Source organism: Pseudomonas sp. GW821-FHT09C10, assembly GCF_059418085.1.
This window is the reverse complement of the sequence record NZ_JBWKPE010000001.1, coordinates 433064-448874: the sequence shown is the minus strand read 5'-3', so window position 1 is coordinate 448874 and position 15811 is coordinate 433064. Positions and strand designations below refer to the sequence as shown.

Genomic DNA, 15811 nt, shown 5'->3' with positions numbered 1-15811 from the left:
TTATGCGTGCACGTCAATTGGGCATCACGTTGGGGCTGGGCACACCCGGTGAGTTGAATGCCATCACCGATGTTCCCGGGGTTCGGGTCGGTCACAGTACGCTCAAGACCCGTGTCGACGGTAAACAGGTGCGTACCGGTGTCAGCGTGGTCCAGCCCCGCGCCGGGGAGGCGCGGTTGCAGCCGTGCTTTGCCGGGTATCACGTGCTGAACGGCAATGGCGACGCCACCGGCCTGGAATGGATCAGCGAGGCAGGCCTGTTGACCACGCCGCTGGCGATCACCAACACCCACAGCATCGGCATCGTGCGCGACACCTTGATTGCCCTGGAGCGCGAGCGCCTGGCGGATCCGGCGGTGTACTGGTGCATGCCGGTGGTGATGGAAACCTACGACGGCCTGCTCAACGACATCTGGGGCCAGCACGTCACCCCCGAGCATGTGCGCCAGGCGCTGGAGAGCGCCGAACGCGGCCCCGTGCAAGAAGGCGCCGTGGGCGGTGGGACGGGGATGATCTGCCATGAATTCAAGGGCGGTATCGGCAGCGCTTCGCGGCGCTTGCCGGCAGAGCAGGGCGGCTGGACCGTCGGCGTGCTGGTGCAGGCTAACCATGGCAAGCGCCAGGAGCTGCGGGTCGACGGTTATCCGGTGGGCCGCCGCTTGATGGACATCCCGTCACCCTTCGCCGAACGAGGCACGCCGGGCATGGGCTCGATCGTGGTGATCATCGCCACGGATGCGCCCCTGCTGCCGCACCAATGCCAGCGCCTGGCACAACGCGCGTCTATCGGCATCGCGCGCACCGGCGGCGGCACCGAGGACTCCAGCGGCGACCTGTTCCTGGCCTTCGCCACCGGCAACCAGGATCTGCCGCCAGCAGACTACGCGCGCAAGGGCCTGCCGTTGAGCAGCACCTTACAGATGGTGAATAACGATCATATTTCCCCGCTGTTCAGCGCTGCGGCGGAAGCGGTAGAAGAAGCGATCATCAACGCGATCCTGGCGGGCGAAGACATGGTGACCGACGACGGCGTACAGGTGCCGGGTTTGAAAAGCGAGATCTTGTTACAGGCATTGCACGACACGGGTTGGCGCGTGTCCCGGTAATAGGGGACAACGCCGATATATACATATAAATAGTGGCTGTTTAATGTTGCCAATGACACCGTGACAATATTATGGATCCAATTATCAAGTGTGCCGCTCAACTTGAGCGGCATTAACGCTATTTAATATTTAAATAAGTGCCCGGTGTGTTTTGTCAGACAAAAGCAACGCCACCCAATAAATACGGAGCCAAACTTGTTGGCGCTATTGTGGGTGCGTTTTTCAGGCTGGAAAAGATGTAGACGAAAGATTTCAAGTTGTGTCAGTTTCGTGACGCCTTCAAAAGAGGCGAGTGATAGGACGATCTCGCCCGCGAGATTCCTATCGATCAAAGACTGATGAACTTGCAAACAAGGAAGTACGTTTATGTCAAAAGTTAAAGACAAGGCTATCGTGTCGGCGGCGCAAGCCAGCACCGCTTACTCGCAAATCGATAGCTTCAGCCATCTGTATGACCGTGGTGGCAACCTCACGGTCAATGGCAAACCCTCCTATTCCGTTGACCAGGCAGCCACCCAGCTGCTGCGCGACGGCGCCGCGTACCGGGACTTTGACGGCAACGGCAAGATCGACCTGACCTACACCTTCCTGACCTCGGCGTCCTCGAGCACCATGAACAAACATGGCATCTCGGGCTTCAGCCAGTTCAACGCCCAGCAGAAAGCACAGGCCGCCCTGGCCATGCAATCCTGGTCGGACGTGGCCAACGTCACCTTCACCGAGAAAGCCAGCGGCGGTGACGGCCACATGACATTCGGCAACTACAGCAGCGGCCAGGACGGCGCGGCAGCCTTCGCCTACCTGCCCGGCACCGGTGCAGGCTACGACGGCACCTCGTGGTACCTGACCAACAACAGCTACACGCCGAACAAGACCCCGGACCTGAACAACTACGGCCGGCAGACCCTGACCCACGAAATCGGGCACACCCTGGGCCTGGCTCACCCTGGCGACTACAACGCCGGCGAAGGCGCCCCGACCTACAACGACGCGACCTATGGACAGGACACGCGTGGTTACAGCCTCATGAGTTACTGGAGCGAGAGCAACACCAACCAGAACTTCAGTAAAGGCGGGGTCGAAGCCTATGCCTCCGGCCCGCTGATCGACGACATCGCCGCGATCCAGAAGCTCTACGGTGCCAATTACAACACCCGCGCCGGCGACACCACCTACGGGTTCAACTCCAACACCGGGCGTGATTTCCTCAGCGCCACGTCCAACGCCGACAAGCTGGTGTTCTCGGTCTGGGACGGTGGCGGCAATGACACCCTGGACTTCTCCGGCTTCACCCAGAACCAGAAGATCAACCTCAATGAGGCCTCGTTCTCCGACGTTGGCGGCCTGGTGGGCAACGTCTCCATCGCCAAGGGCGTGACCATTGAGAACGCGTTCGGCGGTGCGGGCAACGACCTGATCATCGGCAACAACGCGGCCAACGTGATCAAGGGTGGGGCCGGCAACGACTTTATCTACGGTGGCGGCGGCGCGGATCAACTGTGGGGCGGCGCGGGCAACGACACGTTTGTGTTCGGCGCCAGTTCCGATTCCAAGCCAGGGGCGGCGGACAAGATCTTTGACTTCACCTCGGGCTCCGACAAGATCGACCTCAGCGGCATCACCAAAGGGGCCGGCCTGACCTTCGTCAATGCCTTCACCGGGCATGCCGGCGATGCGGTATTGACCTACGCGGCAGGTACCAACCTGGGCACCCTGGCGGTCGACTTCTCCGGGCACGGCGTGGCGGATTTCCTCGTCACCACCGTCGGCCAGGCAGCGGTCAGCGACATCGTGGCATGATGCACGGGCGCGGCGCGCAAGCGCCGCGCCTCCAGGCTGGAGCGTACAGATGCAGCGTTTTTACAATGTGATCGCCTGCGTGTTGCAGGTGATGTTCGTGTCGGCAGGAGCCCACGCAATGGCGAGCAGTCTTGTTTTACCTACCAGCGCCCAACTGGCCGGGCATTGGCAGTTGCACCAGCAGGATCAGGTGTGTGCACTGGACCTGCTCGAGCAGGCCAATGCCCTGGGCGGCGATGTGGCCTGTGTGGCGCAGTGGCTGGGGGACAAGCCCCTGACCTGGTCGCCCACCCCCGACGGTATCTGGCTGTTCAATGCCGAAGGCAGCGGGATCACCCATTTGAATCGTCAGAAAGACGGTGAGTACCAGGCACGGACAAAGTCCGGCACCGTGGTTGAATTAAAACGAGTGCCTTAGTTGTTGTTATAAGCCTATAACTCGATTTCATTAGTTGAGCGGCCTCTATCGCGGAGGACGGCAAACTTATGCGCGTAATTTGATTCAAGGAAGATCAGAACCTATGGCCAGGCCCCATGCGGTTGCGCCTTTATTCAAGGCGCTGGGTGAATACAAGAGCATCTTGATCAGCGTCGGTTGTTTTACCGCTTTGATTAACCTGTTGATGCTGGTGCCGTCGATCTACATGCTGCAAGTGTATGACCGTGTGCTCTCCTCGCAGAATGAAACCACCCTGGTGATGTTGACCCTGATGGTGGTGGGCTTCTTTGCCTTTATTGGCCTGCTCGAGGTCATCCGCAGTTTTATCGTGATCCGCATCGGCAGCCAGTTGGAGCGGCGTTTCAACTTGCGCGTATACAAGGCCGCGTTCGAACGCAACCTGCAACGCGGCCAGGGGCATGCCGGGCAATCCTTGGGGGATTTGACCCATATCCGCCAATTCATCACCGGGCCGGCGCTGTTCGCGTTCTTCGATGCGCCGTGGTTTCCGATCTACCTGTTTGTGATTTTCCTCTTCAATGTGTGGCTCGGGGTGTTGGCCACCGCCGGTGCCGTGCTGTTGATCGGCCTTGCGTGCCTGAACGAATACCTGACCAAGAAACCCTTGGGCGAGGCCAGTGGCTTCTCCCAGCAGTCGACGCAGCTGGCCACCAGCCATTTGCACAACGCCGAAACCATCCAGGCCATGGGCATGCTCGGTGCGTTGCGCCACCGCTGGTTTGCTGTGCATTCGCAGTTCCTGGGTTTGCAGAACAGAGCCAGTGATACCGGGTCGGTGATCACCTCGTTGAGCAAATCCCTGCGCCTGTGCCTGCAATCCCTGGTGCTGGGCCTGGGCGCGCTGTTGGTGATCAAGGGCGACATGACCGCCGGGATGATGATCGCGGGCTCGATCCTGATGGGCCGCGTACTCAGCCCCATCGACCAGTTGATTGCGGTCTGGAAGCAATGGAGTTCGGCCAAGCTGGCCTATCAGCGGCTGGACGAACTGCTGCGCGAGTTTCCGCCGGAAGTGGAGCAGATGAAATTGCCCGCACCCAAGGGCCATGTCAGCTTCGAACAGGTCAGCGCGGGGCCGCCCGGGCGGCGCATGCCCACCCTGCATCAGGTCAGCTTCAGCCTTGGCGCCGGCGAAGTGCTCGGCGTGCTTGGCGCCTCCGGCTCCGGCAAATCCACCCTGGCCCGCGTGCTGGTGGGCGTGTGGCCGACCCTGGCCGGCACCGTGCGCCTGGACGGTGCGGATATTCACCGCTGGGACCGCGACGACCTTGGCCCGCACATCGGCTACCTGCCCCAGGACATCGAACTGTTCAGCGGCAGCATCGCCGACAACATCGCACGTTTTCGCGAGGCCGACCCCGAGCGGGTAGTGAAGGCTGCGCAGCAAGCCGGCGTGCATGACTTGATCCTGCGCCTGCCCCACGGTTATGACACGGTCCTCGGCGATAACGGCGGTGGTCTGTCCGGCGGCCAGAAACAACGCGTAGCCCTGGCACGTGCGCTGTACGGTGGGCCGCGCTTGATCGTCCTGGATGAGCCCAATTCCAACCTCGACACCGTCGGCGAAGCCGCGCTGGCCAGCGCCATTGTGCAGATGAAGGCCCAGGGCAGCAGTGTGGTGCTGGTGACCCATCGTTCTTCGGCCTTGGCTCAGGCCGATAAATTGCTGGTGCTCAACGAAGGGCGTTTGCAGGCATTCGGGCCAAGCCAGGACGTGCTGCGGGCGTTGTCGGGCCAGCATGAGGCACCGAAGGATAAACCCGGTGTGAGTTTCAGCCGTCAGTATCAAGCCGGAAGGAATCCAGGCGCATGAGCAGTATCACTGTTGAATCACGTTTCAAAGAGCGCGACGCCCGGTTCTTTGCGCGCATGGGCTGGCTGCTGACCCTGGTCGGTGCCGGTGGCTTTTTCCTCTGGGCCAGCCTGGCGCCCCTGGACCAGGGCATCCCGGTGCAGGGCACGGTGGTGGTGTCGGGCAAACGCAAGGCGGTGCAAACCTTCAGCCCCGGCGTGGTCAGTCGGATCCTGGTCAAGGAGGGTGAACTGGTGAAGCAAGGCCAGCCGCTGTTCCGTCTCGACCAGACCCAGCACCAGGCCGACGTGCAGTCCCTGCAAGCCCAGTACCGCATGGCCTGGGCCAGCGTCGCGCGGTGGCAGAGTGAGCGCGACAACCAATCCGCTATCACCTTTCCCGCCGAGCTGAGCAGCAACCCCGACCCGGCACTGGCGTTGGTCCTGGAAGGCCAGCGCCAATTGTTCAGCAGCCGTCGCGAAGCCTTTGCCCGTGAACAGGCGGGCATCCGCGCGAATATCGAGGGCGCCACCGCGCAGCTCAACGGCATGCGCCGCGCCCGCAGCGACCTGACCGCCCAGGCCCAGTCCCTGCGCGACCAACTGAGCAACCTGCAACCCCTGGCGGACAACGGCTATATCCCGCGCAACCGGCTGATGGAGTACCAACGCCAGCTGTCCCAGGTGCAACAGGACCTGGCGCAGAACACCGGCGAAAGCGGCCGGGTGGAGCAGGGCATCCTTGAATCGCGCCTGAAATTGCAGCAGCACAGCGAGGAATACCAGAAGGACGTGCGCAGCCAGTTGGCCGACGCGCAATTGCGCAGCCTGACCCTGGAGCAGCAACTCACCTCGGCCGGCTTCGATCTGCAACACAGCGAGATCAACGCACCGGCCGACGGCATTGCGGTCAACCTCAGCGTGCACACCGAAGGCGCCGTGGTGCGTGCCGGTGAAACCCTGTTGGAAATCGTGCCCCAGGGCACGCGCCTGGAAGTGGAAGGGCATTTGCCGGTGCACCTGGTGGACAAGGTCGGCACGCACCTGCCGGTGGATATCCTGTTCACCGCCTTCAACCAGAGCCGCACCCCGCGTGTGCCGGGGGAGGTCAGCCTGATTTCCGCCGACCAGATGCTCGACGAAAAAACCGGCGCGCCGTATTACGTGCTGCGCACCACCGTCAGCGAGGCGGCGCTGGAGACCCTCCACGGCCTGGTGATCAAGCCGGGCATGCCCGCCGAGATGTTCGTGCGCACCGGCGAGCGCTCGTTGCTCAATTACCTGTTCAAGCCGCTGCTCGACCGCGCCGGCTCCGCGTTGACCGAGGAATGAGCATGAAAGCTGTGTTCATCGCCTTGCTGTTCACCTGCGTCCATGCCCAGGCCGCCATGGGCCCGTTCGATGTGTACGAGCAGGCCTTGCGTAACGATCCGGTGTTTCTCGGTGCGGTCAAGGAGCGCGACGCCGGCCTGGAAAACCGCACCATCGGCCGCGCCGGCTTGCTGCCCAAGCTGTCGTATAACTACAACAAGGGCCGCAACAACTCCCAGGCCACCTTGCCCGACGGGCGCGGCGGCAATTACCACGACGACCGCAACTACAACAGCTACGGCTCGACCTTCAGCCTGCAACAGCCGCTGTTCGACTATGAGGCCTACGCCAACTACCGCAAGGGCGTGGCCCAGGCGCTGTTCGCCGATGAAAGCTTTCGCGACAAGAGCCAGGCGCTGCTGGTGCGGGTGCTGAGCTATTACACCCAGGCGCTGTTTGCCCAGGACCAGATCGACATCGCACGGGCCAAGAAGAAAGCCTTCGAGCAGCAGTTCCAGCAGAACCGGCACCTGTTCCAGCAGGGCGAGGGCACCCGCACCGATATCCTCGAAGCCGAGTCGCGCTATGAGCTGGCCACCGCCGAAGAGATCCAGGCGTTGGACGAACAGGATGCCTCGCTTAGAGAACTGGGCGCGCTGATCGGTGTGCAAAGCGTCAATATCCACGACCTCGCCCCGTTGAACGAAGGCTTTGCCGCGTTCACCTTGACCCCGGCGAACTACGACACCTGGCATGAACTGGCGATCAGCAACAACCCCACGCTGGCGTCCCAGCGCCAGGCCCTGGAAGTCGCGCGTTATGAAGTGGAGCGTAACCGCGCCGGGCACCTGCCCAAGGTCACTGCGTATGCCAGTTCGCGCCAGCAGGAGTCCGACAGCGGCAACACCTACAACCAGCGCTACGACACCAACACCATCGGCGTCGAAGTGAGCCTGCCGTTGTATGCCGGTGGCGGCATCTCCGCGTCCACTCGCCAGGCCAGCCGCGCCATGGAACAGGCCGAGTATGAGCTGGAAGGCAAGACCCGCGAGACCCTGATCGAACTGCGTCGGCAGTTCAGTGCCTGTCTGTCCGGCGTGAGCAAACTGCGCGCCTATCAAAAGGCCCTGGCCTCGGCGCAAGCGCTGGTGGTGTCGACCAAACAGAGCATCCTCGGTGGCGAGCGGGTCAACCTCGATGCGCTGAATGCCGAACAACAGCTCTACAGCACGCGGCGCGACCTGGCCCAGGCGCGTTACGACTACCTGATGGCCTGGACCAAATTGCACTACTACGCCGGCAACCTGCGCGACACCGACCTGGCCAAGGTGGATGAGGCGTTCGGGCCGGCACCGCATTAATTGACTTTCTCGACAACTCCAACAACAGAGAGGCAAGACCATGGGCGTGTTTGACTATAAAAACCTCGGGGCCGAGGGCTCCAAAGCGTTGTTCGCCGATGCCATGGCGATCACGCTGTATACCTACCACAACCTGGATAACGGCTTTGCCGTGGGCTACCAGCACAACGGTCTGGGGCTCGGTTTGCCCGCCACGCTGGTGGGCGCACTGCTGGGCAGCACGGATTCCCAGGGCGTGATTCCCGGCATTCCCTGGAACCCGGATTCGGAAAAAGCCGCCCTGGACGCCGTACAGGCTGCAGGCTGGACCCCCATCAGCGCCAGCACCCTGGGCTATACCGGCAAGGTCGACGCCCGCGGTACGTTCTTCGGCGAAAAGGCTGGCTACACCACGGCCCAGGTCGAGGTGCTGGGCAAGTACGATGACGCCGGCAAGTTGCTGGAAATCGGTATCGGTTTTCGCGGTACGTCGGGCCCTCGGGAAACGCTGGTCAGCGACTCCATTGGCGATCTGGTCAGCGATCTGCTCGCGGCCTTGGGGCCCAAGGATTACGCCAAGAACTACGCCGGCGAAGCCTTTGGCGGCCTGCTCAAGAACGTCGCCGACTACGCCAGTGCCCACGGCCTCAGCGGCCACGACGTGGTGGTCAGCGGCCACAGCCTGGGCGGCCTGGCGGTCAACAGCATGGCCGACTTGAGCAGCAGCAAATGGGCAGGTTTCTACCAGGACGCCAACTACCTGGCCTACGCCTCGCCGACCCAGAGCGCCGGCGACAAGGTGCTTAATATCGGCTACGAAAACGACCCGGTATTCCGGGCGCTGGACGGCTCATCCTTCAATTGGTCATCGTTGGGCGTGCATGACAAACCCCATGAATCGACCACCGACAATATCGTCAGCTTCAACGACCACTACGCTTCGACGCTGTGGAATGTGCTGCCGTTTTCCATCACCAACCTGCCGACCTGGATCTCCCATTTGCCTACGGGGTATGGCGATGGGATGACGCGCATCCTCGAGTCCGGGTTCTATGGGCAGATGAGCCGCGACTCGACGATTATCGTCGCCAACCTGTCCGACCCGGCACGCGCCACCACCTGGGTGCAGGACCTCAACCGCAATGCCGAACCGCACAAGGGCGATACCTACATCATTGGCAGCGACGGCAATGACCTGATCCAGGGCGGCAAGGGCGCGGACTTCATCGAGGGCGGCAAGGGCAATGACACGATCCGCGACAGCAGCGGGCATAACACCTTTTTGTTCAGCGGGCCGTTTGGCCAGGACCGGATTATCGGCTATCAAGCAACGGACAAGCTGGTGTTCAGGGACGTTGAGGGGAGTGCGGATTACCGTGATCACGCCAAGGTCGTGGGCGGGGATACGGTGATCAGTTTTGGCGCGGACTCGGTGACGTTGGTGGGGGTGGTTGGCTTGTCGGGGGAGGGGATTGTGATCGGTTAAAACGGTGGGAGGGTGTTTAGGACTGAGATAAATCCATAGGGGGTGGTGAGGTAAACCCGAGCTAATCCGGGATACGCTGGCCTGGGTTGGGATGGATTGTGAAATGGAGTTGCAGCTAGTGCAATTGGAAGTGGCCCCCGATCAGTTGCTGCTGGCGGGGGCATGTAACGGGGCTTAGATCCTATTGGGCTCAAGCATGTTCGTCGTCCGGTGGTGGGAATAAGTCTCCCTGGTCACGGGCGATGATTGCCAGTCGCATACGTTTCACCACTGTATATACGTGCTGAACAGAGACGCCGTGCTTCGTCGCCACCTGGTGGTGATTCCGTCCTGTGAAGTCATCGTAGATTTTTTGGTGGAGCTTCGAAGCTTGGATAAAAACGCCCTTCGGGACGTATACCACCTGGCCCCCCCACAAAAATGCGAACAGCGTGGTGATTTCCACGCTCGTCGCTTCGGCAAGTTCGGGGCTGACCCCTAGAGTGTCGCGAATCACTTTGGCAATAGGCTCGACGGCTTCGCTCAAAAGATCACTGCCGCGTAATGTACTCATTGCTGGACTCTCCCCATCCATTGTTTCAGGTTCTCAATGACCCGGCTTGCCTGGGCCGTGGTCAGCCACTGCAGCGCTTCGACACGAGTCATGCTCTGTACGAACTTGGCCAGAGCCGCCTCGGAGGGGTCGCGCACCGCACCCAGGCCGTGCAGCTCCAACCACAGTGATCGGATCTTCTTCGATTGGATGTCGTCGGCCAGAGGCCGCTTCTGCTCTTTGTTTGGACGAGCCTTGAAACCCTTTAGCTTGAGCTGTTCCAAAACCCTGAGCAGGTTTGGAACGCTCAGATCAGCGGTGGACGTTGCGCCGTCCAAACCCTTCATGCCAGCCAGCATCAGGCGATAGGTGTCATCTTCCATGCGTAGCTCACGTCGGGCGACATGGATCAGCTTGATCAAGCGCAGGCGGTTCGGGTTGGAAGGCGCGGCTTTCACTGGGCACCTCCCTGCGTCGAACGTGCGCTATTGCTCTGCTGGTTTCGGGCAGCGTGAATCTGTTGCCGAGCCTTGCTGCATTTGGTGTGGTTGCCGGTGTTCCGGGGGCGCTGGCACTGATCGCAGATCGCCAGGAACTCCAATACACCGGCTGAAAGTTTCCCTGTGCTGGTCGTGGTCATTTCAAAGCCCCATGGTTAAGCGTGCACGAGGCTGGTGATTCACCGCCTGGTGCAGCTGAGCGGATTTACCAGCCTCATAACCGGCATCACTGGCACCCTCATTGCGTGCTTTGACCTTGCGGCGCTTGAGTTCGACGCTCTCCAACTCAGGGTGATGTTTCTGCATGAAGGCTTCGATTGCTTCCGCGATATTGTCCTCAACTCCCGCGAAAGCCTGAATCTTGCTGTGCACAGCATCCAGACAACCGTTAGCGAACGCGTCACCTCGGGCAACTTTGGTCGAGCGCTTGCAACGCTTCTGAGTGTCCAGAAAGTCACGGCGTGCTTTCTGCAGCTGGCGCCCCAGTACCTGGTACGCGTAACCGGCCAGCTCAGGTGCGGCTGAACAGCCAACAAAGATGAAGCGCGCGGCACTCCACCGAGGATTGGAAATGATGATCCTGGTACCGAATGCATCTGCGCAGACTTGGGCCAGGCGCACACGCCAAACAGGTGGAGAACCCTCAGAGCCCGCAAGGATTGTGTGCTCGCTCGCCATGCTGGCGAGTACATCACCCACCTCCAGGTTGTACATTTCCATCAGCTTATGGGCTTGGCGTAATGCGGTCTCAGCCTCGTGGGGGTTGCTGGTTTTGGACTTGGCCATCTCCAGGCATTTTTTGATTTTTTCCAGAGTGCGGTTGTTGTCCATATCACTCTTGCTCCGCGTCTGTGTCGTCGCTGGCGACCTTGGTCATGGTCAGTGGGAACTTGCCAAACAGTTCCAGTGCTGTGGCGCAACCAGCTTTGAAGCCCTTACGTTCCTCGCCGATCAGTGAAACTTGCTGCCCATTCTTTCCGCGCAACACCAACTCGGTATCCGAAGGTGCCTGCACAATCATCTGCAGTTTCTCAATGCGGTTGGCATGCCACTGCTGGAGCATTTCGATAATCTCCAAGACGTTATGGTCGCGGATGTTTGCTTTGGCCAGATCAGTCATGTCACACCACCGCTAGGTCAAGAGGGATCGCTTTGTAGTTGTCCGAGTCGCCGATCCGTTCATATACACGGATATACACGGCGCTCCCCGTGACCAGGATCGAATCCTTTACCGCCTGCATCGCCGCCTTCCAGTTGTCGTCATTGATTTCCAGACGCAGCAGGTCGAGCACATCAGAGGTCTTGATCTGTCCGTTACGGTTTGGACTAAAAGTCCTGTCGACGATAGCCAGCAAATGGCCGTCCGCGCCCTTGCTCCATGCCCGAATGCAGTCGTAGACCAAGACCTTCGCCACTTCCATTTCCTCGGTGAACGTCAGCCGGTCAGCATATGAGCGCTGCACTTTGAACTGGCCATCGTAGGTCGCGATGGTGACGTTGCCTTTCTTACCGCCCATCTGAACGCCGTAGCGCTCACCGGCAATACTGATCAGATCGGCCACGTCACCGAGCGATTTTTGTTTGAAGTTCTTCAGCGCCAGGTTCAGCGCCTTCGCGTCTTCAGCCAGTTCGCGGGCGACTTGGTCGCGTAGTTTGTCCTGGTCACGTACCTGGTCGACTGGGACCAGATGACCTACGGCATTGCGGACGAAACCTTCTGGAATCTTGAAGTCAGACATGGCTGCTCTCCTTTATAAGAGCTTGAAGATGCAAGGTGGCCCATTGGCAGACGTCGTCAGCGTGCAGGCCCAGTGCCTGCACAACGACACGCTCTACACCGCCAGCCTTGTCGTATACCGTGATCATCCATCCACTGATTCGGTTGAAGCCAATCTCCAGCCAAAGGAAATGAAGTCGCTCCAGAGCCGCGTCAAATGCCACCAACAAACCGGCTAACTGGATAACGTGTTCGCTGCACTCGGCGTGCAGGCAGTTCATGACCTGGTGCAAATGCTGGATAGCGTCCGGGAAGCGATCTTCAGCAATGGCCGTATGAGCGGCTTCTAACGCCTGTGATGAGTCAGGCACCTGCTCAACATGGTCCAGTAATACAGCCACATGCGTCATTGCCTCCTGCCAGAACAAGGACGGGACCTTGCAGTCAACAGCCGCTCTCAGGGTTTTAATCGAGACATCGAGTGCGTGATTCATTGGTCTTGCTCCTTTACCAAGGAGTACCAAGCCACATCAACACCACGCACCGTCACGGTGTTACGTGTGAATCGCCCAGCAGGCGTGTAACGCAACCCACGCAGTTCATGTCCAAACCGCCGCAAGAACAGCTCAACGCTGCCCTGATCGATAAAGATTTTGTTGTCCACCAGCACCAGGTGCTTGATCCCAATACCGGCATCGCGAATATCGCGGGTCAGTTCGTTGAAAGCTGACAATTTCACCGGGAACTCCTCCGCAAGGATGCTGAGCGGTTGAGTCATTTGCACGCTGACCAAATAGAACGCAGCCATCTCACACCCCCTTCACAACATCGGCGGTGACTGTCGGCACACCGAGGTGGGTGGCCAGGTTCATCGCGGCGATCACTAGGTTGCCGATGGCCAGCGGATACAGCAGCGAGACTGTGTCGTCGCGACCACCACGGCGGTCTGGTTGGGACAGGCGCGTTGTAATGGCCTGGATGCCACTGGCGTCGATTACCTCGTCCAGCGATTTACCGGCACGCTCGAAGCGGAACCTCAAGAACTCTTCCAGACGTGCGCCTTCGATTGGCGGCAGCGTGACGCGCTCGCATCGCTGGACCACCTCGCGCACATCGGCGTTGCGCTCGCTCAATTTCACACTCAGCTCGGGCTGGCCGATCATGATGATGCTGACCAGCTTGGTGAAACCCATCTCCAGCTCCAAGATGCGCTTGAGATGCTTGAGTGTCGGGATCGGCAGACTGTGGGCCTCCTCGATGACCAGGCAGTGGCGGTAGCCTGCGGCGAAAGAGTCTTTCAGCACCTTGTGGAGCTGGGCAAAGCGCGCCTCAGGGCTGTTCTTAGGTTTGGTCAGGGGCGAGACTGCCGCCATCATTGACTCGGCAATGTGAGTGCTTTTCAGCGATTTACCCTTGGTATCGTTATCTTCCGAGGCCAATACATAGGGCTCGATAATCAACACCGGGTCGTTGTTTTCTGCGATCCGGTTAACCAGGTCGCGGCGCAAGGTACTTTTACCCGCACCCGATTCACCCTCAACCGCCAGAAACCCACCGTGCCGTGCGGTTTGGTACATCACCTCACGGACGTAGCGAATATCCGGGCTCACCCACATGTCCTGGGCACAGGAAAGCTCATCAAACGGATCGCGGAAAAGACTGAATGCCTTGCGGGTAGATGGCAGCAGAGTTTGTTTTGGCAGTAACATAGGTTCGTCCTCCCCGGACGGCTCTTTCTTAAGGGCCGGATCTGCCGTGTTGGCGCACGGCAGATCCACTTCTTCAAAGGCGTTTGCGATATCGGCATCGTTGACGCCAGACTCGGTCAGGAACATACGGATGCGTCCCTGCAGATCGGCGCTATCTAAGCTCCGTGGCCATTGGCCGTGATTCAGCAACTGGGCGATAGCGGCTTCACTGAGTTTCAGCGACTCAGCCAGGGCCGACTGAGGTCGGCCCACCCCTTGTAAAACGTGCTTCAGTTTCAACATCACTCACCTCCAACCGCAGCCCGAACCAGGCTGAGCGGTTTTCGCATGACCTCTACAGGTCGTTTCAGCTCGGCTTCAATGTTGTCGAGCTGCTCTTGGGCAATGCCCTCCGGGTACTGCTGCTGCAGCCAACTGAATGTCTCGGCTGACCAAAGATTCGCCATCCGCGGACGCAGCAATTTCGCGGCCTCGACGTGCGACAAAAGTGCATGCTCGACAGTCGGAGCGTTGACGTTCAGGGACGTGCCACGACGCGGCAGGTAGGCTGGCAGCACGGTGTTGGTAACGTGTTTGTGCGGGTCAATGAGCCCACCGAATGGAAGGGTCTTGGCCTTACGGGCTGCCTGTGCGTCGACCTCGCTGGTAGTGCCGGTAGCGATCTGCTCCAGCAGCTTGCGCGAGGTTTGCGCAGGTGTTTCCGCATGGCGCTTGTATTGCTCACCGATGGTCGCTGACGTCTGAGCAAAGCCGAATTGGTCCATGCCGATCCGCTCAACGACGTGGTAATGCTCGCGACCGTCGGCGCCGATCATCACGACGATGGCTGAGTCCTTATCGCGCCAGCAGTTGCGAGTAATCAGCAGCTTGTCGCCCACCATCACCTCCGGCACCGAGCTGACATCGAACTGATCCCCTCGGAACGAAACCCGCAACAGGTTGCTGACCTTGCGCTGCTCCGGCGTGCTGACCGCAAGCTCGCGGCAAACCTCAACACTGGGCGCCAGGCGCAATTCGTCTTGCTTGATCATCTGCCACACGCCGTAGCGGCTGCGGCGGGTACGGGTGTGAATGGCGGTCGCGTTGAAATAGCGCATCCATTGACCGGCCCAGTCATTGATCTGCTCCAGGCTGCTGGCGGCCCGGAATTTCAGTGCACTCTCAAACTCGCGTTCAACGATGTTATGAGCTTGTTCCACCTGCCCTTTGGCCCGAGCGTTGCCGACCTGGTTGATGATCAGTTCAATGGACATAGCGCGGCATAGGTTGCGGAAGATCCCGCTGGTCATGGCGGCGCCGGGGTCGGTCATCAGCATCCAGGGCACGCCGTGGAATGGGTCTGACTCGCTGCGTTTCTGCATAGCGTTGATCAGCACGTTGCACAGGTTCTCAGCCGACTCTGCCCCCAGCACGTACTCGACATACAACGTGCCGCTGGTGTGGTCGGTGATCACGTAACGCCAAAGACGTTGGCGTTCGATCTTCTTCAGATTGCCCGGTTTGCCATCATAGAATTCGGCCTTGAGCATCACCCGTGCGCCATCGTCCGCCAGGTAGAACTGCGTCGAGATTGACGCATCGACCTGCCAGACGTGATTGGGATGCTTGCTGGCCAGCGACACGGCGGGTGCATCGTGCAGCAACTGTTCCGGGTGCAGCTTGTAAGTGCGTAAGGCTCGGCTGATGGCGCCGTTAGTCAATGGCCGAAACTCTCCTGACGCCTCATCCACGCGGCCCGCGAGAATTAAGTTATTGCTACGCAGGCGCTCAACAGCTCGCTCAATGGTGGACAGCTGTTTGTTGTTAGCCCGGATGGACTCCAACAACACGGCTGAGATCATGCGCGCCTCATCCAAGGGCAACGCGCTGTTGCCTGCATCACTGCGACGTTTACGGGGTTTGCTCACCGCAACCTCCTTGAGCTTGCGCTGTAGGGTTTGAAGGGAAACACCCAGCTCGGCTGCGCCAGCCTTGTAAATGGCGGTGCGCTGACCGTGCGGGGCATTGGCTGCCCGTTGGGCGATCTGGGCCAGTTGCTGGGTCTGTACCGGGTTCATGG

At 60.1% G+C, this 15811-nt stretch carries 16 protein-coding genes; 7 read left to right on the top strand and 9 right to left on the bottom strand.

The window, feature by feature from the left end:
• Positions 1-2 precede the first annotated feature (2 nt).
• The 7 genes from AC07OT_RS02055 to AC07OT_RS02025 all read left to right on the top strand — a co-directional run bounded on the left by AC07OT_RS02055 (position 3) and on the right by AC07OT_RS02025 (position 9294).
• Positions 3-1106 carry a DmpA family aminopeptidase gene (locus AC07OT_RS02055; RefSeq protein ID WP_495107299.1) on the top strand — a complete coding sequence of 368 codons (1104 nt, stop codon included), beginning with the start codon at positions 3-5 and terminating at the stop codon, positions 1104-1106.
• Between the two features lie 366 nt (positions 1107-1472).
• Positions 1473-2906 carry a serralysin family metalloprotease gene (locus tag AC07OT_RS02050; protein WP_495107298.1) on the top strand — a complete coding sequence of 478 codons (1434 nt, stop codon included), beginning with the start codon at positions 1473-1475 and terminating at the stop codon, positions 2904-2906.
• A 49-nt stretch (positions 2907-2955) separates the two neighbouring features.
• A complete protein-coding gene (locus AC07OT_RS02045) occupies positions 2956-3324 on the top strand; it encodes an AprI/Inh family metalloprotease inhibitor (protein WP_027605779.1) in 369 nt (122 codons plus the stop codon).
• Between the two features lie 103 nt (positions 3325-3427).
• Positions 3428-5179 carry a type I secretion system permease/ATPase gene (locus AC07OT_RS02040; RefSeq protein WP_495101452.1) on the top strand — a complete coding sequence of 584 codons (1752 nt, stop codon included), beginning with the start codon at positions 3428-3430 and terminating at the stop codon, positions 5177-5179.
• Entirely contained in the window at positions 5176-6489 is a 1314-nt protein-coding gene (locus tag AC07OT_RS02035; RefSeq protein ID WP_495107297.1) for an HlyD family type I secretion periplasmic adaptor subunit, read from the top strand. The genes AC07OT_RS02040 and AC07OT_RS02035 overlap by 4 nt, the downstream gene beginning before the upstream one ends.
• A gap of 2 nt (positions 6490-6491) precedes the next feature.
• Positions 6492-7829: a TolC family outer membrane protein gene (locus AC07OT_RS02030; RefSeq protein WP_495107296.1), complete on the top strand. Its 1338-nt coding sequence runs from the start codon at positions 6492-6494 to the stop codon at positions 7827-7829.
• A gap of 40 nt (positions 7830-7869) precedes the next feature.
• Positions 7870-9294, top strand: coding sequence for a polyurethane esterase (locus AC07OT_RS02025; RefSeq protein ID WP_141157719.1), 1425 nt, complete (start codon positions 7870-7872; stop codon positions 9292-9294).
• Positions 9295-9484: 190 nt separating this feature from the next.
• Here AC07OT_RS02025 and AC07OT_RS02020 read toward each other — a convergent pair whose 3' ends face one another.
• The 9 genes from AC07OT_RS02020 to AC07OT_RS01980 form a co-directional block, all read right to left on the bottom strand.
• Positions 9485-9847 (bottom strand): Mor transcription activator family protein, encoded by a 363-nt coding sequence (locus tag AC07OT_RS02020; RefSeq protein ID WP_083266235.1) that lies wholly within the window; start codon positions 9845-9847, stop codon positions 9485-9487.
• Complete coding sequence (locus AC07OT_RS02015; RefSeq protein WP_495107295.1) at positions 9844-10284, bottom strand: gp16 family protein; 441 nt, start codon at positions 10282-10284, stop codon at positions 9844-9846. Before AC07OT_RS02015 ends, AC07OT_RS02020 begins: the two co-directional genes overlap by 4 nt.
• Before the next feature lie 183 nt (positions 10285-10467).
• Positions 10468-11157: a DUF2786 domain-containing protein gene (locus AC07OT_RS02010; RefSeq protein ID WP_495107294.1), complete on the bottom strand. Its 690-nt coding sequence runs from the start codon at positions 11155-11157 to the stop codon at positions 10468-10470.
• Between the two features lies 1 nt (position 11158).
• Complete coding sequence (locus AC07OT_RS02005) at positions 11159-11446, bottom strand: hypothetical protein (RefSeq protein WP_495107293.1); 288 nt, start codon at positions 11444-11446, stop codon at positions 11159-11161.
• 1 nt (position 11447) lies between these two features.
• On the bottom strand, positions 11448-12065 hold the full coding sequence (locus AC07OT_RS02000) for a DUF3164 family protein (protein ID WP_094066600.1): 618 nt from the start codon (positions 12063-12065) through the stop codon (positions 11448-11450).
• Positions 12058-12537, bottom strand: coding sequence for a hypothetical protein (locus AC07OT_RS01995; RefSeq protein ID WP_495107292.1), 480 nt, complete (start codon positions 12535-12537; stop codon positions 12058-12060). Before AC07OT_RS01995 ends, AC07OT_RS02000 begins: the two co-directional genes overlap by 8 nt.
• The gene (locus AC07OT_RS01990; protein WP_495107291.1) at positions 12534-12851 is read right to left on the bottom strand and encodes a hypothetical protein; all 318 of its coding nucleotides are present in this window, start codon (positions 12849-12851) and stop codon (positions 12534-12536) included. Before AC07OT_RS01990 ends, AC07OT_RS01995 begins: the two co-directional genes overlap by 4 nt.
• Position 12852: 1 nt before the next feature.
• Positions 12853-14034: an ExeA family protein gene (locus AC07OT_RS01985; RefSeq protein WP_495107290.1), complete on the bottom strand. Its 1182-nt coding sequence runs from the start codon at positions 14032-14034 to the stop codon at positions 12853-12855.
• The gene (locus AC07OT_RS01980) at positions 14034-15809 is read right to left on the bottom strand and encodes a TnsB C-terminal domain-containing protein (protein WP_495107289.1); all 1776 of its coding nucleotides are present in this window, start codon (positions 15807-15809) and stop codon (positions 14034-14036) included. Before AC07OT_RS01980 ends, AC07OT_RS01985 begins: the two co-directional genes overlap by 1 nt.
• Positions 15810-15811: the final 2 nt, after the last annotated feature.